Here is a 16,921-nt window from a genome sequence, read left to right on the forward strand (position 1 = left end):
CCGGTATCATTAGCAGCCTATCTTTACCTGCTGCGACAGTGGACCTTTCCCATGCCAGATACCCAGCGCCCCATGGCGGTCACGCTGCAAGTCGTTTCCATCGTGTTGTTTACCTTTATCGGCTACCTGAACATCGGCATTCCCCTCGCCGTATTGCCGGGCTATGTGCACAGTGAACTGGGCTATGGCGCGGTGATCGCCGGCCTGGTGATCAGCGTGCAATACCTGGCCACCCTGCTGAGCCGCCCGTATGCGGGCAAAATCATCGACAACCTGGGCAGCAAGCGCGCGGTGCTGATCGGTTTGGCCGGTTGCGGCCTGAGCGGCGTGTTCATGTTATTCGCGGCATTCTTTTCCAGCTTGCCGGCCTTGAGCCTGGGCAGCCTGTTGATCGGCCGACTGGTGCTGGGCAGCGCCGAAAGCCTGGTAGGTTCCGGCGCCATCGGTTGGGGCATTGGCCGCGTCGGTGCGGCGAATACCGCCAAGGTCATCTCCTGGAACGGCATCGCCAGCTACGGCGCGCTGGCCGTCGGCGCACCGCTGGGCGTGTTGCTGGTCAGGAACTTCGGGCTGTGGAGCATGGGCGTCAGCATTATTCTGCTGGCGGTCGTCGGCCTGATGCTGGCCTGGAATAAAGTCGCCGCGCCTATCGTTGCCGGCGTGCGCCTGCCGTTCATGAACGTGCTGGGCCGGGTATTGCCCCACGGCTGCGCCCTGGCCTTGGGTTCGATCGGCTTTGGCACCATCGCCACCTTCATCACGCTGTACTACACCACCCAGCATTGGGATAACGCGGTGTGGGCCTTGAGCCTGTTCGGCGCCAGTTTTATCGGCGCACGCCTGCTGTTTGGCAATTTGATCAACCGGATCGGCGGCTTTCGCGTGGCAATCGCCTGCTTGTCGGTAGAGGTGCTCGGCCTGCTGTTGTTGTGGCTGGCACCGGATGCCAACCTGGCCCTGGCCGGTGCGGCGTTGAGCGGGTTCGGCTTTTCCCTGGTGTTTCCGTCCCTGGGCGTGGAGGCGGTCAACCTGGTGCCTGCGTCCAGCCGGGGTTCGGCCGTGGGGGCTTATTCGTTGTTTATCGATTTGTCCCTGGGCATCACCGGCCCGCTTGCAGGGGCCGTGGCGGCAGGCTTTGGCTTTGCGTCGATCTTCCTGTTCGCCGCCCTGGCCGCCTGCGGTGGGTTGCTGCTCAGCGTCTACCTGTACCGCCAGGCCCCCAAAGCCCGCGAAGCGCGCGACGCCTAGAAGTCGACCTTGCCGCGCCCGGCCTTGATCGTGCCGCGCTTGGTCTTGGATTCCAGGCGGCGCTTTTTCGAACCCAGGGTCGGTTTGGTCGGGCGGCGCTTCTTTTCCACCTTGGTGGCGCTGAGGATCAGTTCCACCAAACGCTCCAATGCATCCGCGCGATTCTGCTCCTGGGTCCGGTATTGCTGGGCCTTGAGCACCAGCACGCCTTCACTGGTAATGCGGCTGTCCCGCAGCGCGAGCAAGCGCTCCTTGTAGAACGCCGGCAGCGACGAGGCTGGAATATCAAAGCGCAGATGCACCGCGCTCGACACCTTGTTGACGTTCTGCCCACCGGCGCCCTGGGCGCGGATGGCGGTCAGCTCGATCTCGGCATCGGGCAAGTGCACATTATTGGAAATGACCAGCATCACTGAAAAACCTTAGGCAACGGACAAGCCCAACTCGGACAACAACATCGACGCCTGGGCTTTGGAAATCACGGCGCCTTTGAACAGTTTGGCATCATTGAGGCGAAACCCGCTCAAATCCGCGCCACGCAAATCCGCGCCAGCGAAGTTGGCACCGTTGATGCGCGCATGGGCCAGGCTGCAGTCGATCAGTTCAGCCTTGCGAAAGTCCGCGTCCGACAAGTCGCTGTCAGAAAAGTCCAGGTTATTGAGCACGGTACGCGCAAACGACAAACCGGATAAAAACGCGCTGTTGAGCAAGCTCTCACTGAAGCTCAGGCCCAATGAAGCGCAATGGGTAAAGTTGGCGCCGGTCAACTTGCACTGCTCAAAATGGGCCTGGGACAGTTTGCTGCGTTGCCAGCGAGTGTTGTTCAGGTCGCAACTGTGGAACTGCGCTTCCAACAGATTCGCCGCTTCGAAGATCGCCTGGCCGGCGCGACAGCTTTTCCACTGCGTGCCTTCCAGCCGTGAGCCGAGGAACGAGGCCTGGACCAGGATACAGCGTTCGAATATCCACTGGTCCAATGCCATGCGCGACAGGTCGGCCCCACTCAGGTCGACACCCACCAGCCGCAAAGGCCCGCCATGTTTGTCGATCAGGTCTTCCAGCTCGTCGCGCTGCAGGGTGCCGCCGTCGATGTCGGTGTGGTGCATGGAGGTCTCATGAAGAGCAGGAACGAGGTGAGAGTCTAACTCGCAACATCATGAAGTGCAGAAAAAATGCAGCTAGCTTCGTATTTGGCTATATTGGGATCCTCTGAGCATCATCAATTGCGGGTTTTCTGCATGTTAATCGAATTTTCTGTCAGTAATTTTCGCTCCTTTCGGGAGAAACAGACCTTGTCGATGGTGGCATCGCCTCGTCTAGGAAAGAAGCAAAACGTTTTTGATCCAGAAGTGATCGGTGAAAACCTGCCAAAGTTGTTAAAGGTTGCCGCCATTTACGGACCTAACGCTTCAGGCAAGTCGAGCCTTATCAAAGCACTTCAAGTCATCTCTTCTCTATTACACCAATCGCCAAGTAACCAATACTTGATACCCGTGGCCCCGTTTCGATTCGATGCTGCGCTCGCAGATAAACCGAGCTGCTTTGAGTTCAACTTCATTGAGAACGGTCTTCGTTTCCAATATTTTCTATCCACAACCTCAACACGCGTCTTTGAAGAGTCTTTGATCTCGTACCCGAGAGGACGGGAAACACTGCTTTACTCAAGAACATTCCATCCGGAAACGGGGGAGAAATATATTCTAGGAGACTCACTGGAAGGCGACACTATTGTTCACGAGGCGTGGAAGAACCTTACTTCCCCCAAAAGCCTTTTTTTGGCTCAAGCCGTACTTAATAGCAGCGAAAAACTCCAGCAATTGAGGACTCCTTATAACTGGCTTAAGTCTTCGTCAATCTGCGTGGAGCAGGACGATATAAATTCAATTTCGCTTTCCTCTCGAACTATCATTATGCGGGATTCAAAAGCGAAAGAATTACTCCAAGACCTCCTTCAACGACTAGACGTACCCATCACCAACATACGCTTTGAGGAGAGCCCAAAGTTAAAAGAAATAGACATAAATTCCTCTGGCTTCAGGGAGTACACAAAATTAATTGAGAAAGAATCAAAAACCAAGCTAACACATACAACCGCGTTAGGAGAGGCTGAGTTTGACTTCAGTGAGGAGTCTGGCGGAACTCAAAATCTTGTAGCATTCTGGCTACCACTACTTAACTTAAGCCACGCAATTAGAGACATGCTTGTAGTTATCGACGAATTCGATAGTAGCTTGCATCCTAAAATCGTCGAAAGCCTTGTTCAAGAACATTTGAATAGCGTTGGAAAATCCCAACTAATATTCACAACACATGACACCCATCTCATGAATACCAAACTTCTGAGACGAGACCAGTTCTGGCTTACCGAACGTGATGCTAATGGTGCAACCCAAATGTTTTCCGTACACGACTTTCAAGGAAGGGACAGTGAAGATATCGAGAAACGTTATTATGAAGGCCGCTACCGCGGATTGCCGATTCTAAGCAGGAGCTGAATATGGCGCGCACAGCGGACTCATTCAATAGACCGGATTCCCGATTTCATCAACAAGCAACGATTCTAATCATCTGTGAAGACCTGCAGTCGAGCAAGGTCTACCTACAAGATGCCGCTAGTCATTTTCGCTCCAACGCGAAATTTGAAATCATTCACTGTGGTGTTACTCATCCAATGGGGATCGTCGAGCATGCCGTGCAGCGGCAGAAAAAGTTTGACAAGGTGTTTTGCGCTATCGATAGGGATACACATGAATCCTTCGATGACGCACTTCGGCTTGCAGAAAAACACGATAAAATAACAGTCATCGCGTCATATCCCTGCTTCGAATACTGGTTACTGTTGCACTTCGGCTACACCCGAAAACCGTATTCTCGTTCAGGTAAACATTCAGCAGGCGATCTAGTCGGGGCAGATCTACGAGCCAAGCGAGGAATGGAGAACTACGCCAAGTCAGGCCTGAAGGGCTACTTTAAGATGCTGGTAGGCGAGCCGCTCAATAACGCGCGCAAGTATGCGTCACGAAGCCTGCAAGATGCGATAGAGAGCAACGATAGAAACCCAAGCACCGAAATTCATCTGTTGATCGATGAGTTTGAAGCGATTTCGAAACCTAAAAAACTGTAACTCCCTTACAAAAAACAAACCCGACGCAAGGTCGGGTTTGTCGTTCAAGGCAAGCTGAATCACTCGGTTACCGAAGCAGCAACGCCCGACAACTCCTGCGCCTTACGCTTGTTCTTGACCCAGTAGCATACCGCCATGAACGCCACCCACACCGGGATCGCGTACACCGACACCTGGATCCCCGGGATCATCAGCATGATCACCAGGATAAACGCCACGAACGCCAGGCAAATGATGTTGCCGTACGGGTACCACAGCGCCTTGAACAACGGCACCTGGCCGGTGCGGTTCATGTGCTGGCGGAACTTGAAGTGGGAGAAGCTGATCATCGCCCAGTTGATCACCAACGTCGCCACCACCAGGGACATCAGCAGTTCCAGGGCATGTTGCGGGATCAGGTAGTTCATCAGCACCGCCACCAGGGTAACGGCCGCCGAGGCAAGGATCGAACGTACCGGCACGCCGCGCTTGTCGATCTTGGCCAACGCCCGTGGCGCATCGCCCTGCTCGGCCATGCCCAGCAGCATGCGGCTGTTGCAGTAGGTGCCGCTGTTGTACACCGACAACGCCGCAGTCAGTACCACGAAGTTGAGGATGTGCGCGGCAGTGTTGCTGCCCAGCATCGAGAACACCTGCACGAACGGGCTGCCGCTGTAGGCATCGCCGGAGGCGTTGAGGGTTTGCAGCAGGCTGTCCCAAGGGGTCAGCGACAGCAGCACCACCAGTGCGCCGATGTAGAAGATCAGGATGCGGTAGATCACCTGGTTGATCGCCTTTGGGATCACGGTGCGCGGTTTGTCTGCTTCGGCAGCGGTGAAGCCGAGCATTTCCAGGCCACCGAAGGAGAACATGATGATCGCCATAGCCATCACCAACCCACCGACGCCGTGGGGGAAGAAGCCGCCGTGGTCCCACAGGTTGCTCACCGAGGCTTGCGGGCCGCCGCTGCCACTGACCAGCAGGTAGCTGCCCAGGGCGATCATGCCGACGATGGCGACCACCTTGATGATCGCAAACCAGAATTCGGCTTCACCGAAGACTTTGACGTTGGCCAGGTTGATCAGGTTGATCAGTACGAAGAACGCCGCGGCCGAGACCCAGGTCGGGATCTCGGGCCACCAGTAGTGCACGTACTTGCCGACGGCGGTCAGCTCCGACATGCCCACCAGGATGTACAGAATCCAGCAGTTCCAGCCCGACAAGAAGCCGGCGAAACCGCCCCAGTACTTGTGGGCAAAGTGGCTGAAGGAACCGGCGACCGGCTCTTCGACGATCATTTCGCCGAGCTGGCGCATAATCATGAAGGCGATGAAGCCGCAGATGGCATAGCCCAGGATCATCGACGGGCCGGCGGATTTGAGCACCCCGGCCGAGCCCAGGAACAGGCCGGTGCCGATGGCGCCACCGAGGGCGATCAACTGGATATGCCGATTTTTCAGGCCGCGTTTCAGCTCGCCTGAAGAGGAATGGGGTCCACTCATGAAAAGGGTCTCACGCAAGGTTTGATGATGTTGAATGCACGTTGCTGTCTTGAATCTCGACTCAAGCAGCGCCGCTCAAACCCCAGCGCAGGCACCAGGAATACAGCGTCTTTCTAAGGGTCATGCGTCACCTGTTTGTTTTTATCTGTGACGAAATCGAACCCGTCTGGCTCGTGGCCAGGCGGAGTGATCAGGGTAGGTAAACCCTGGGTCTTAGCCTTTTGCGTGGGTACGCAAGGGGGGGTCACAGTAAAACGCGGCGCATTGTACACCGCTCGACAGCTTCGGGCGGCCCTCGGGAGGGGCACGCGACAATCTGTCAGGCATTCCTTACAGCGGCGCCGACCTCAAGAATGTGGCAATTTTTTCGTAAATTAATCGTTACAGCACGGAAAATAAGCGTTACAGCCGGCAACAACCAGAAAAATGTCGGTAGGAAATTTCCGCCAAATTACCTTCGCCAGTCCGTTGTTTTTTCTAAATAAATATTTCTGGCGCAAAAACAGAACAAAAAATCCAAATGAGACCGTGTCAATAAATATTTTGCATTCCGAAACACTCTCTCCTAGGTTCTTCCCACTTGCCCAGTGAAGCCCGCTGGCAAGCCGTTCTCAAACAACGTCCTCTAGGAGAAACACCATGCAAGCACTGGAAAACGACCTGGAAACCGAACTGCAACTCGACGATTGGTTTGAAGCGCCGACCCATGAGGCCGCCGTTGAAATGATGCAAGCCGACGCCGTCGTGCCGTTCGGCACCGCGATGTGGCCGTTCTAATACCCGGCAGGCACTGGCAGGTGCTGTGCACGGCATCTGCCTCCTTACCCAAGGCACAGAAGGACACCCGTCATGGACAAGGCCCGCGCCGTCGAACACTTCCTCTACTACCTGGCCCACCACCCGGCCCTCAGCGGCCTGAACCGGCCGACCGTGCTGCTGGGCCATACCGAGCGCTATGACGCCATCGCCCAGGCGATCACCCACGGCAGCGCCGCCCGTTTCAACTTCCAGGTGCAGCGCCTGGACCTGGTCGCCAGCGACAGCCTGGCCCAGGCCATCGAAGCCTGTGACCTGTACCTGTTTCTCTACGACTCTTCCACCCTGCCCAACCCACGCGCCGAAGGCCCGGACTTTATCCGCGCCCTGCAAGGCGTGATGGCCGAGTACTGGAAGAAATCCCTGCTGTTCAAGGACTACGGCGACTATTTCTACGACACCTTCAGCGTCGAACCGCAGCGTATCGCCGACCTCAACGCCACGCTGATCCGGCGCATGTCCCAGGCCAACGTGCTGAGCTTTACCGACAAGCACGGCTCGCGCCTGGAAGCGCCGATGAGCAGCATCAAGAAGTGGACCAATATCAACGGCGTCGGCAACCACGACTTGGCCCCCGGCGAGATCGCCACCCACAGCGAGGCCATCAATGGCCAGGTGCGGTTTGTCGGCACGTTTCTGAGCACCATCCCCTTTGCGCGCAAATACGGCGTGTTGCAGTCACCGTTGGAACTGTGGATCGAGAACTCGACCATCTGCAGCGTGGCCAGCGACGTGCCGGGGCTGGCGGATGACTTCAACAAGTACCTGAACGCCAACCCCTCGAACCGGCGTGTGGAGGAATTGGGGATTGGCACCAATGAAGGCGTGAAGGATTTGTACGCACGCAATGCCGGGTTCGAGGAGCGCCATTGCGGGTTGCACTTGGGCCTGGGCGGCGGGCAGAAAGGCAGCCATCATCTGGACTTGATCTTTGCCAGCGGGGTGTTGGCGTTGGATGACAAGCCCGTCTTCGACGGCACCTTTGCCTTCTAGAACACACCGCTGACCCACGTAGGAGCCGGCTTGCCGGCGATGGCGCCAGCAAGTCTTGCACCCGGCTTCAGGACGCCATCGCCGGCAAGCCGGGCTCCTACAAGGATTGGCGTTGGTCATGAATTCGATCCAAAAAAAACGCCAACCCTAGGGTTGGCGTTTTTGTGCAGCGCTTAAAACATCACTGCGGTTTCTTGCGACCGAAACCAGGACGCTGGCCCGAACCGGCCGGGGCGCCGCGGCGTTTGCCCGACGGCTCGTCCGCCACCAGTTTCGGGCCAGGGCGCTTGTTCGCCGCTGGCTTGGCTGGACGCTTGGTGCTGGCGTTGTCAGCCGGGCGATCGCTTTCACCGCGGTTGCTGCGACCACCGGCCGGCGCTGGGCGCGGTGCACGTGGCGCACGCTCACCTTCCTGGCGGGACGGCGCAGTTGGGCGACGCTCGCCTTCGATCTGCGGCTCACGGGAAATGCGACCGCCAGTGGCCGGTGCATTCAACGCTGGGCGCAGGGTACGGGCCACGCGCTCGGTACGGGCCACAGGGCGCGACGATTTACGCTGCATACGCTCAAGCTTGTCTTTGCTCTTGGCGTTCATCTGCGGCATCGCCACCGGTGTCAGGCCCATTTCGGCGCTGAGGATGTCAACTTCGTACTGGCTCATTTCGCGCCAGCGGCCCATCGGCAGGTCGGAGTTCAGGAACACCGGGCCGAAACGCACGCGCTTCAGGCGGCTGACCACCAAGCCCTGGGATTCCCACAGGCGACGTACTTCGCGGTTACGGCCTTCCATCACCACGCAGTGGTACCAGTGGTTGAAGCCTTCACCACCTGGCGCCTGCTTGATGTCGGTGAACTTGGCCGGGCCGTCTTCGAGGACAACACCCGCTTTCAAGCGCTCGATCATCTCGTCGTCAACTTCGCCACGTACGCGCACGGCGTATTCGCGGTCCATCTCGTACGACGGGTGCATCAGGCGGTTGGCCAACTCACCGTCGGTGGTGAACATCAGCAAGCCGGTGGTGTTGATGTCCAGGCGACCGATGTTGATCCAGCGGCCTTCTTTGGGCTTGGGCATCTTGTCGAACACGGTCGGACGGCCTTCCGGGTCGTCACGGGTGCAGATCTCGCCGTCCGGCTTGTTGTACATGATCACGCGGCGCACCGATTCGGCGGCCTCTTCACGCTTGATGACCTTGCCATCAATGGTGATTGCATCGTGCAGGTCGACGCGCTGGCCGAGGGTAGCCTCGACGCCGTTGACCTTGATGCGCTTCTGGGTGATCCAGGCTTCGACGTCGCGGCGCGAGCCCACGCCGATACGCGCCAGCACCTTTTGCAGTTTTTCGCCTGCTGGGCCGATTTCCTGGCTGTCGTTCTGGTCTTTGTCGTTCATCTTAAGCACCTCCCGGTGGGTCGATTCAGGCGTGGCCTGAAGAGTGTTGAAAGCGGGGCTTTGGCCGACGGTGTCGGCAAAGGGTCGCGAATCATACGCGTATGGCGCGCGTTGCGCATCAGAGACTAGTCGATAAAGGTTAAGTCACCTGCTGTGCGCCGACAGATGGCCCTGTAGGAGCCGGCTTGCCGGCGATGGCTGCCTTGAGGCAGGCAGTGTCTATTCGGGCGCTATCGCCGGCAAGCCGGCTCCTACAGGGGACGGTGGTGTTTGGCAGAGGGTGTCAGTCTTCGAACTGCCGACGCTCGGCTTCGATGGCTTCGGCCAGGGCGCGGGCTTCGTCTTCTTCGTCGCTCAGGGGCGGCTGTTCGAGGGCGGCGACGGCGGCCAGGAGCTTTTCGCGGGCTTCGGCGACGCCGAGGATGTCCTCCTCGGGTTCGGGCTCAGGCTCGGCCTCGGGCTCACTGTGTTCCTGGGTTTGCGGCTCGGCAGCCCCGTCACGCAGCAAATCGTCGAAGTCGGTCTTGATGCCCTGCTCCATGTCGTCCAGTTCCAGCAGCAAGGTGTGGAAACTGGTTTCATCCTTCGGCTCTTCCGGCTCGGCGCTGGCATCGGCCAGTTCCTGCAGGCCCTGGGGCACCGGCGCATCGTCGAAGTCGAGTACCGGCTCGGCTTCCATCTCGCGCAGTTCGGCGAGCGGCGGCAAATCGTCGAGGTTCTTCAGGTTGAAGTGGTCGAGAAACACCTTGGTGGTGGCGAACATCGCCGGTTTGCCGGGCACGTCGCGGTAGCCGACGATGCGGATCCACTCGCGCTCCAGCAGCGTCTTGACGATATGGCTGTTGACCGCCACGCCCCGCACGTCCTCGATCTCACCCCGAGTGATCGGCTGGCGATAGGCGATCAGTGCCATGGTCTCCAGCATCGCCCGCGAATAACGCTGCGGGCGTTCTTCCCACAAGCGGCCGACCCACGGCGAAAACTTCTCACGGATCTGCAGGCGATAACCCGACGCCACTTCGCGCAGCTCAAAGGCACGGCCCTCGCAGGACTTGCGCAGGATCTCCAGCGCCTTCTTGAACACCGGCGGCTCAGGGCGCTCGGCTTCTTCAAAGAGTTCGAACAGGCGCTCCAACGATTGCGGTTTGCCCGAGGCCAGTAGAAAGGCCTCCAGCAACGGGGCCAGTTCGCGGGGTTCAGTCAGATTCATCGATTCAGCTCTTTATTCGGCTCGCGCCCGCACGTGGATAGCCGCAAAAGGCTCATTCTGGACCAGCTCGACCAAGGATTCCTTGACCAGTTCGAGGATCGCCATAAAGGTCACCACCACCCCCAGGCGCCCCTCTTCCGCAGTAAACAGCTCGACAAACGGCACAAACCCGCCGCCCTTGAGGCGTTCCAGCACGTCGCTCATGCGCTCACGGGTCGACAGCGCCTCGCGGCTCACCTGGTGGCTTTCAAACATGTCGCCACGGCGCAGCACCTCGGCCATGGACATCAGCAGTTCTTCCAGGCTCACGTCCGGCAGCAGCTTGCGCGCGCGGGCCTCGGGGGCGTCGAGTTTGGGCACCACCACGTCACGGCCCACGCGGCTCAAGCCGTCGATGCCTTCGGCGGCGGCCTTGAAGCGTTCGTACTCCTGCAGGCGGCGGATCAGTTCGGCACGCGGGTCGTCTTCTTCGGCTTCCACCGTCTCCGAACGCGGCAGCAACATGCGCGACTTGATCTCGGCAAGCATGGCGGCCATCACCAGGTACTCGGCGGCCAGTTCCAGGCGCACCGACTGCATCAACTCGACATAGCCCATGTACTGGCGGGTGATTTCCGCCACCGGGATGTCGAGGATGTTGATGTTCTGTTTGCGGATCAGGTACAGCAGCAAGTCCAGCGGGCCTTCGAAGGCTTCAAGGAAGACTTCCAGGGCATCCGGCGGGATGTACAGGTCCAGCGGCATTTCCATGACCGCCTGGCCATAGACCATGGCAAATGGCAGTTCCTGCTGGGCGCCGGCCTGGGGGTCAACCGTTTCCACCACCGACATTCAGGCCTCGACCATGAACGGAGCCGGGTCGCCGCAACCCACGCGGATCACTTCGGGTTCGCCGTCGGCCAGGTTGATCACGGTGGACGCCTTGTTGCCGCCGTAGCCGCCGTCGATGATCAGGTCCACCTGTTTTTCCAGCAGTGAACGCATTTCGTACGGGTCGTAAAGCGGCTCGGTCTCGCCGGGCATGATCAGCGACACGCTCATCAGCGGCTCACCCAGCTCCGCCAGCAGCGCCAGGGCAATCGGGTGCTCGGGCACGCGCAGGCCGATGGTGCGCTTCTTGGGGTGCAGCAACAGGCGCGGCACTTCACGGGTGGCGTTGAGAATAAAGGTGTAGGGCCCCGGCGTGTGGGCCTTGAGCAGGCGGAAGGTGCCGGTGTCGACCTTGGCGAACAGGCCGAGCTGGGACAGGTCGCTGCAGATCAGCGCGAAGTTGTGCTTGTCGTCCAGCTGACGCAGGCGTCTGACACGCTCGACCGCGCCCTTGTCGCCGATCTGGCAACCAATGGCGTAGGACGAGTCCGTGGGGTAGATCACCACGCCACCGGCACGGATGATCTCCACGGCTTGTTTGATCAGGCGCGCCTGAGGGTTTTCCGGATGAATCTGGAAGAATTGACTCACGTGTTCTACCTGTTCAGACGGTGGCAATAATGGGGTCATGCTTGAATCGCCCCCACAAGAGCGGCAGGTCTTCCGGGACGGGGCGGTATTCGCCGATCTCGGACCAGCCGCCTGGGCCATGAAAATCACTGCCGGCGCTGACCAGCAGACCAAATTCGCGGGCAAGAATCGCCAGGCTGCCCACCTGTTCGGCGGGCTGGTGCCCGTTGACCACCTCGATCGCGTGGCCGCCCGCTCCAATATAGTCGGCAATCAGCTTGCGGCGCTTGCTGCGGGTGAAATCGTAATGCCAGGGATGTGCCAGGCTGACCCAGGCCCCGGAGGCCCGCAGGGTCTCGACGGTGTCTTCCAGGGTCGGCCAGTGTTGCTTCACATCCCCCAACTTGCCGGCGCCCAGCCATTTGCGGAAGGCTTCGGCACGGTCTTTAACAAAACCTTCACGCACCATCCAGTCGGCAAAGTGCGGCCGGGCCGGTGCGTTGCCGCTGTCCCCCAGCTCCTGCTGGATGGCGCGAGCGCCGTCGAGGGCATTGGGCATGCCTTTGAGGCTGAGTTTTCGGCTTATTTCTTCGGACCGCAGCCAGCGGCCATCGTGCAAATTGGCGATGGCCTGCACCAACGGCGGGGCCTTTTGGTCGAAGCCGTAGCCCAGCACATGAATGGTGGCGCCGCCCCAGGTGCAGGACAACTCCACGCCGTTGACCAGTCGCATGCCCAATGAATGGGCGGCTTCACGGGCTTCGTCCAAGCCTTCGAGGGTGTCGTGGTCGGTCAACGCCAGGACTCGCACGCCTTTTTCAAACGCACGCGCAACCAGTACCGCGGGCGCCAGGGCGCCGTCGGAGGCCGTGCTGTGGCAGTGCAAATCAACATTCACGGGGATATGTAACCTCAAGTCAGCTGGCGCTTTCGCTACCAAGGATGTTTGTTATTATGCCGCCACATCCAGCTTCTGGCTCCTACTGTGAAACAATTCATCGACTTCATCCCGCTGTTGTTGTTTTTCATCGTTTATAAACTCGCCCCCCGGGTCATCGATCTCGCCGGCCATGAGCTGACCGTCGGAGGCATCTACAGCGCCACCGCCGTACTCATCATCAGCTCTGTCGTGGTCTACGGCGCCCTCTTCATCTCCCAGCGCAAGCTGGAAAAAAGCCAATGGCTGACCCTGGTCGCCTGCCTGGTCTTCGGCAGCCTGACCCTGGCCTTCCACAGCGAAACCTTCCTCAAGTGGAAAGCCCCGGTGGTGAACTGGCTGTTCGCCCTGGCCTTCATCGGCAGCCACTTCATCGGTGACCGCCTGCTGATCAAGCGGATCATGGGCCACGCACTGACCCTGCCGGAGCCGGTCTGGACACGCCTGAACGTGGCCTGGATCGTGTTTTTCCTGTTCTGCGGCGCTGCCAACCTGTTCGTGGCGTTCACTTTCCAGAGCTACTGGGTCGACTTCAAGGTCTTCGGCAGCCTGGGCATGACCGTATTGTTCCTGATCGGCCAGGGTATCTACCTGTCGCGCCACCTGCATGACACCGACCCTACCACGCCAAAAACCGAGGACTGACATGCTCTACGCCATCATTGCCACCGACGTCGCCAACTCGCTGGAAAAACGCCTGGGCGTTCGCCCGGCCCACCTGGAGCGCCTGAACGTATTGCAGGCCGAAGGCCGCCTCGTACTGGCGGGCCCACACCCGGCTGTCGACAGCAATGACCCGGGTGCAGCAGGTTTTACCGGCAGCCTGGTGGTTGCCGAGTTCGCTTCCCTGGCTGACGCCCAGGCCTGGGCCAAGGCTGACCCCTACGTCGCGGCAGGCGTTTACGCCGACGTCGTGATCAAGCCGTTCAAGCAAGTCCTGCCTTGATAACAGCGGCGCCGAACCTATTCGGTTCGGCAAACGCCTGATGGCTCATCATTCTCGGTAACCTGCCGACAACGTTCTGAATATTCGTGTGGAATCAGGAGTTCCGATGCGCTTAAGTCAGTTGTGTCTGTTGGCAGTGTTAATGATCGGGGCCACGGCCCACGCTGAAGAAACCTCGAACACCGGCAGTTCCACGCCCCTGTCCTTGAGTGCCGGCAGCCAGATCACCGATTTGCAGCAACGTTTGAAAGAAAGCGAGCGGCTGCGCGAAGAACTGAGCAAACAATTGCAAAACGCAGACGCTGCTCGCGAAAGCGCCCAACTGAGTCGCTTGCGCCAGGAGAACCAACGCCTGGTCCAGCAACTCAAAGAAGCACAGGGCGGCGCCTTGACCCGCTGGCTGACCGAGCAACAACAGTGGTTTGTCACCGGTGGGGCCGTCGCACTGATCGCCTTGCTGTGCGGGATCTTCGCCAGCGGTGGGCACCGTCGCCGTCGACAATGGCTAAATTGAGTGAGTCATGAGCGAGCTGTTACTGATAGATGATGACCAGGAGCTCTGTGAGCTACTGACCAGTTGGTTGAGCCAGGAAGGTTTCCAGGTGCGTGCCTGCCACGACGGCTTGAGCGCGCGCAAAGCCCTGGCCGACAGCGCGCCGGCCGCGGTGGTGCTCGACGTGATGCTGCCCGACGGCAGCGGCCTTGAGCTGCTCAAGCAATTGCGCAACGACCACCCGGAATTGCCGGTGCTGATGCTCTCGGCCCGGGGCGAACCGCTGGACCGCATCCTCGGCCTGGAGCTGGGCGCCGATGATTACCTGGCCAAGCCCTGCGACCCGCGCGAACTCACGGCCCGCCTGCGCGCCGTGTTGCGCCGCAGCCACCCGGCCGCCGTGTCCACCCAGCTGGAACTGGGCGACCTGTGCTTCAGCCCGGTGCGTGGCGTGGTCACGATCGATGAACAGGAATTCCCCCTCACCGTTTCCGAAAGCCGCCTGCTGGAAGCCTTGTTGCGCCAGCCGGGTGAGCCGCTGGACAAGCAGGAACTGGCGCAGATCGCCTTGGGCCGCAAGCTGACCCTTTACGATCGCAGCCTGGACATGCACGTGAGCAACCTGCGCAAGAAGATCGGCCCGCACCCGGACGGCCGCCCACGTATCGTGGCGTTGCGTAGTCGGGGCTACTACTACAGCCTATAAGCGCTGCACTAATCCTCTGTGGGAGCTGGCTTGCCTGCGATGGGATCAACTCGGTCCGTCTGTGAGACCGAGTCGTCTGCATCGCAGGCAAGCCAGCTCCCACAAGGAATATACCCAGCGCTCTTAATAGTTTTGTCAGTTCGCACCAAAACCCTCTTTACCCAAGCTTTACCCACACCTGACCGCCGCTGACCTCTATCTCCTTAATCTACTCACATCCGGACTCACCGGAATAGAGACAGGAGAATCACCATGCGCAAGACCCTTATCGCTTTGATGTTCGCCGCTGCCCTGCCCACCGTTGCCATGGCGGCACTGCCTGACGGCCCAGGCCCGATGGGCGGCCCCGAAGGCCACATGATGGGTGGCCCGGGCCACGGCGGTGAACACGGTCCGCGTGGCAAAGGCGGCCCCTTCAGCCAGCTGGACCTGACCAAGGAACAGCGCCAGCAGATCGGCAAGCTGATGGGCGACCAATGGCACGCTCGCAAAGACCTGGTCAAAAAGTACCTGGACAAACTCCCGGCCGCTGACCAGAAAGCCATGCAGGACGAGATCGCAGCCGGCAAGCAGAAAACCCAGGCCGACATCCGCGCCGTGCTCAAGCCTGATCAGCAGAAGAAGTTCGACGAGATCGTCAAGAAGCAAGCCGAGCGCCGTGCCGAGTGGAAGGAATTCCAGGCCTGGAAAGCGCAACAACCGCAAAAAGCGCAATAATGGCTTAGCGTCACGCTCCAGCCCAGTGGTCACCGCCACTGGGCTTTTCCTGTTTGAGGGTTTCCTGTGCGTTCATTGTTCTGGCGTATCCTGGCCAGCTTCTGGCTGGCCATCGCCCTGGTTGCCGGGTTGTCGATTCTGCTTGGGCACATGCTCAACCAGGACGCCTGGATTCTCAGCCGTCACCCTGGCCTTAACAACCTGGCGCAGGAGTGGACGCAGCTCTATGAAACCCAGGGCGAAGATGCCGCCCAGGAATTGCTGCAACAGCGCAAACGCCAGTACCACATCGACGTACAAGTGCTGAATGAAAGCGGCGACCCGGTGGTGCGTGGCACCTTCCCGCGCCGTGCCGCCGCCTTCGAAGCCCGGCAAAACGACAGCCAGGACGGCCACCTGCCCTGGCGCCGCCTGACCGCCGAATACACCAGTGAAAAAACCGGCGACACCTACCTGCTGATCTACCGCATTCCCCACCCGGAACTGGATGCCTGGCACCGCAGCAGCCTGGCGTGGCCCTTGAGCGCGCTGGCGATCGCCCTGGTGGTGCTGACCCTGTTCAGCCTGCTGGTGACGCTGTCCATTACCCGCCCGCTCAGCCGCTTGCGTGGCGCGGTGCATGACCTCGGCCAGACCACCTACCAGCAAAACAGCCTGGCGCGACTGGCCAACCGGCGCGATGAGTTCGGCGTATTGGCCACCGATTTCAACCGCATGGGCGCGCGCCTGCAAAGCCTGATCGGCAGCCAGCGCCAACTATTGCGGGACGTGTCCCACGAGCTGCGCTCGCCGCTGGCACGCCTGCGCATCGCCCTGGCCCTGGCCGAACGCGCCAGCCCCGAAGAACGGGAAAAACTCTGGCCCCGCCTGACCCGTGAATGCGACCGCCTGGAAGCACTGATCAGCGAGATCCTGGTACTGGCCCGCGTCGATGCCGACAACGCCGGCGCCGAAGAAGTCGACCTCACCCCACTGCTCAAGGCCTTGCAAAAGGACGCGCAATTGGGCGCGCCCGACCAGGTGGTGCAACTGAGCGCCGAACCCGACCTGCACCTCAAAGGCTGGCCGACCATGATCGAACGTGCCGTGGACAACCTGCTGCGCAATGCCCAGCGCTTCAACCCGCAAGGCCAGCCCATCGAATTGAGCGCCCAGCACCTGGGCGAACGCATTCTGATCAGCGTGCGCGACCACGGCCCCGGCGTTGAGGATGAACACCTGAGCCAATTGGGCGAGCCGTTTTTCCGTGCCCCCGGCCAGGCCTCCCAAGGCCACGGGCTGGGCCTGGCGATTGCGCGCCGCGCAGCGGAACGCCATGGCGGCAGCCTGATCCTGGCCAACCATCCGCAGGGCGGTTTCATTGCCAGCATCGACCTGCCGTTGGAACCGGGGGTTGCCACACCGCCCTGAGGATCTT

The 16,921-nt window shown here is 59.9% G+C and carries 19 protein-coding genes; 11 read left to right on the top strand and 8 right to left on the bottom strand.

The genetic code is table 11. The annotated features are described in order from the left end of the window. The first annotated feature begins 51 nt into the window (after positions 1–51). Positions 52–1,248 (top strand): MFS transporter, encoded by a 1,197-nt coding sequence (locus AC07OV_RS12855; protein ID WP_495092349.1) that lies wholly within the window; start codon positions 52–54, stop codon positions 1,246–1,248. Here AC07OV_RS12855 and arfB read toward each other — a convergent pair. Next, positions 1,245–1,658 (bottom strand): alternative ribosome rescue aminoacyl-tRNA hydrolase ArfB, encoded by a 414-nt coding sequence (arfB, locus tag AC07OV_RS12860; protein ID WP_176994266.1) that lies wholly within the window; start codon positions 1,656–1,658, stop codon positions 1,245–1,247. The two genes, AC07OV_RS12855 and arfB, sit on opposite strands and share 4 nt — an antisense overlap. 12 nt (positions 1,659–1,670) lie before the next feature. After that, entirely contained in the window at positions 1,671–2,354 is a 684-nt protein-coding gene (locus tag AC07OV_RS12865) for a pentapeptide repeat-containing protein (protein ID WP_495092350.1), read from the bottom strand. 132 nt (positions 2,355–2,486) lie between these two features. Here AC07OV_RS12865 and AC07OV_RS12870 point away from each other — a divergent pair, with 132 nt between their 5' ends. After that, positions 2,487–3,743 (top strand): AAA family ATPase, encoded by a 1,257-nt coding sequence (locus AC07OV_RS12870; protein ID WP_495092351.1) that lies wholly within the window; start codon positions 2,487–2,489, stop codon positions 3,741–3,743. Positions 3,744–3,745: 2 nt separating this feature from the next. Continuing rightward, positions 3,746–4,372 carry an RloB family protein gene (locus AC07OV_RS12875; RefSeq protein ID WP_495092352.1) on the top strand — a complete coding sequence of 209 codons (627 nt, stop codon included), beginning with the start codon at positions 3,746–3,748 and terminating at the stop codon, positions 4,370–4,372. Between the two features lie 59 nt (positions 4,373–4,431). Here AC07OV_RS12875 and AC07OV_RS12880 read toward each other — a convergent pair whose 3' ends face one another. Further along, positions 4,432–5,853 (bottom strand): amino acid permease, encoded by a 1,422-nt coding sequence (locus tag AC07OV_RS12880; protein ID WP_495092353.1) that lies wholly within the window; start codon positions 5,851–5,853, stop codon positions 4,432–4,434. A 639-nt stretch (positions 5,854–6,492) separates the two neighbouring features. Between AC07OV_RS12880 and AC07OV_RS12885 the strand changes: the two genes are divergently transcribed. Together AC07OV_RS12885 and AC07OV_RS12890 are read left to right on the top strand one after the other, a co-directional pair. Then, positions 6,493–6,630, top strand: coding sequence for a hypothetical protein (locus AC07OV_RS12885; protein WP_003175756.1), 138 nt, complete (start codon positions 6,493–6,495; stop codon positions 6,628–6,630). A 72-nt stretch (positions 6,631–6,702) separates the two neighbouring features. Next, positions 6,703–7,662 carry a CgnE/CgnB domain-containing protein gene (locus AC07OV_RS12890; RefSeq protein WP_495092354.1) on the top strand — a complete coding sequence of 320 codons (960 nt, stop codon included), beginning with the start codon at positions 6,703–6,705 and terminating at the stop codon, positions 7,660–7,662. A gap of 181 nt (positions 7,663–7,843) precedes the next feature. Here AC07OV_RS12890 and rluB read toward each other — a convergent pair whose 3' ends face one another. From rluB to AC07OV_RS12915, 5 genes are all read right to left on the bottom strand, one after another. After that, on the bottom strand, positions 7,844–9,055 hold the full coding sequence (rluB, locus tag AC07OV_RS12895) for a 23S rRNA pseudouridine(2605) synthase RluB (protein WP_495092355.1): 1,212 nt from the start codon (positions 9,053–9,055) through the stop codon (positions 7,844–7,846). Positions 9,056–9,338: 283 nt separating this feature from the next. Further along, positions 9,339–10,265: an SMC-Scp complex subunit ScpB gene (scpB, locus tag AC07OV_RS12900; RefSeq protein ID WP_495092356.1), complete on the bottom strand. Its 927-nt coding sequence runs from the start codon at positions 10,263–10,265 to the stop codon at positions 9,339–9,341. A 12-nt stretch (positions 10,266–10,277) separates the two neighbouring features. Continuing rightward, on the bottom strand, positions 10,278–11,096 hold the full coding sequence (locus AC07OV_RS12905; protein WP_065887637.1) for a segregation and condensation protein A: 819 nt from the start codon (positions 11,094–11,096) through the stop codon (positions 10,278–10,280). Next, entirely contained in the window at positions 11,097–11,726 is a 630-nt protein-coding gene (locus AC07OV_RS12910; protein WP_176994410.1) for an L-threonylcarbamoyladenylate synthase, read from the bottom strand. It lies immediately after the preceding gene. 13 nt (positions 11,727–11,739) lie between these two features. Further along, positions 11,740–12,603 (bottom strand): PHP domain-containing protein, encoded by an 864-nt coding sequence (locus tag AC07OV_RS12915; RefSeq protein WP_495092357.1) that lies wholly within the window; start codon positions 12,601–12,603, stop codon positions 11,740–11,742. 87 nt (positions 12,604–12,690) lie between these two features. On the opposite strand from AC07OV_RS12915, the gene AC07OV_RS12920 reads away from it, so the two are divergent. From AC07OV_RS12920 to AC07OV_RS12945, 6 genes are all read left to right on the top strand, one after another. Further along, positions 12,691–13,287 carry a septation protein A gene (locus AC07OV_RS12920; protein ID WP_495092358.1) on the top strand — a complete coding sequence of 199 codons (597 nt, stop codon included), beginning with the start codon at positions 12,691–12,693 and terminating at the stop codon, positions 13,285–13,287. Position 13,288: 1 nt separating this feature from the next. After that, on the top strand, positions 13,289–13,588 hold the full coding sequence (locus AC07OV_RS12925; RefSeq protein WP_495092359.1) for a YciI family protein: 300 nt from the start codon (positions 13,289–13,291) through the stop codon (positions 13,586–13,588). 106 nt (positions 13,589–13,694) lie between these two features. Further along, positions 13,695–14,102: an SH3 domain-containing protein gene (locus AC07OV_RS12930; RefSeq protein ID WP_176994277.1), complete on the top strand. Its 408-nt coding sequence runs from the start codon at positions 13,695–13,697 to the stop codon at positions 14,100–14,102. Between the two features lie 7 nt (positions 14,103–14,109). Further along, entirely contained in the window at positions 14,110–14,787 is a 678-nt protein-coding gene (locus AC07OV_RS12935; RefSeq protein ID WP_176994278.1) for a response regulator transcription factor, read from the top strand. Positions 14,788–15,039: 252 nt separating this feature from the next. Continuing rightward, positions 15,040–15,504: an LTXXQ domain protein gene (locus AC07OV_RS12940; RefSeq protein ID WP_176994279.1), complete on the top strand. Its 465-nt coding sequence runs from the start codon at positions 15,040–15,042 to the stop codon at positions 15,502–15,504. A gap of 66 nt (positions 15,505–15,570) precedes the next feature. Further along, positions 15,571–16,914 carry a sensor histidine kinase gene (locus AC07OV_RS12945; RefSeq protein WP_494997159.1) on the top strand — a complete coding sequence of 448 codons (1,344 nt, stop codon included), beginning with the start codon at positions 15,571–15,573 and terminating at the stop codon, positions 16,912–16,914. Positions 16,915–16,921 lie beyond the last annotated feature (7 nt).

Source organism: Pseudomonas sp. GW821-FHT09A09 (assembly GCF_059418405.1).

What these genes read in the sequence shown, in the direction of transcription:
- AC07OV_RS12885 (WP_003175756.1), top strand. Translation starts at nt 6,493, where the DNA reads ATGCAAGCACTGGAAAACGACCTGGAAACCGAACTGCAACTCGACGAT.
- AC07OV_RS12930 (WP_176994277.1), top strand. Translation starts at nt 13,695, where the DNA reads ATGCGCTTAAGTCAGTTGTGTCTGTTGGCAGTGTTAATGATCGGGGCC.
- AC07OV_RS12890 (WP_495092354.1), top strand. Translation starts at nt 6,703, where the DNA reads ATGGACAAGGCCCGCGCCGTCGAACACTTCCTCTACTACCTGGCCCAC.
- AC07OV_RS12855 (WP_495092349.1), top strand. Translation starts at nt 52, where the DNA reads ATGCCAGATACCCAGCGCCCCATGGCGGTCACGCTGCAAGTCGTTTCC.
- AC07OV_RS12940 (WP_176994279.1), top strand. Translation starts at nt 15,040, where the DNA reads ATGCGCAAGACCCTTATCGCTTTGATGTTCGCCGCTGCCCTGCCCACC.
- AC07OV_RS12935 (WP_176994278.1), top strand. Translation starts at nt 14,110, where the DNA reads ATGAGCGAGCTGTTACTGATAGATGATGACCAGGAGCTCTGTGAGCTA.
- AC07OV_RS12870 (WP_495092351.1), top strand. Translation starts at nt 2,487, where the DNA reads ATGTTAATCGAATTTTCTGTCAGTAATTTTCGCTCCTTTCGGGAGAAA.
- scpB (WP_495092356.1), bottom strand. Translation starts at nt 10,265, where the DNA reads ATGAATCTGACTGAACCCCGCGAACTGGCCCCGTTGCTGGAGGCCTTT.
- AC07OV_RS12875 (WP_495092352.1), top strand. Translation starts at nt 3,746, where the DNA reads ATGGCGCGCACAGCGGACTCATTCAATAGACCGGATTCCCGATTTCAT.
- AC07OV_RS12880 (WP_495092353.1), bottom strand. Translation starts at nt 5,853, where the DNA reads ATGAGTGGACCCCATTCCTCTTCAGGCGAGCTGAAACGCGGCCTGAAA.
- rluB (WP_495092355.1), bottom strand. Translation starts at nt 9,055, where the DNA reads ATGAACGACAAAGACCAGAACGACAGCCAGGAAATCGGCCCAGCAGGC.
- AC07OV_RS12925 (WP_495092359.1), top strand. Translation starts at nt 13,289, where the DNA reads ATGCTCTACGCCATCATTGCCACCGACGTCGCCAACTCGCTGGAAAAA.
- AC07OV_RS12865 (WP_495092350.1), bottom strand. Translation starts at nt 2,354, where the DNA reads ATGCACCACACCGACATCGACGGCGGCACCCTGCAGCGCGACGAGCTG.
- arfB (WP_176994266.1), bottom strand. Translation starts at nt 1,658, where the DNA reads ATGCTGGTCATTTCCAATAATGTGCACTTGCCCGATGCCGAGATCGAG.
- AC07OV_RS12905 (WP_065887637.1), bottom strand. Translation starts at nt 11,096, where the DNA reads ATGTCGGTGGTGGAAACGGTTGACCCCCAGGCCGGCGCCCAGCAGGAA.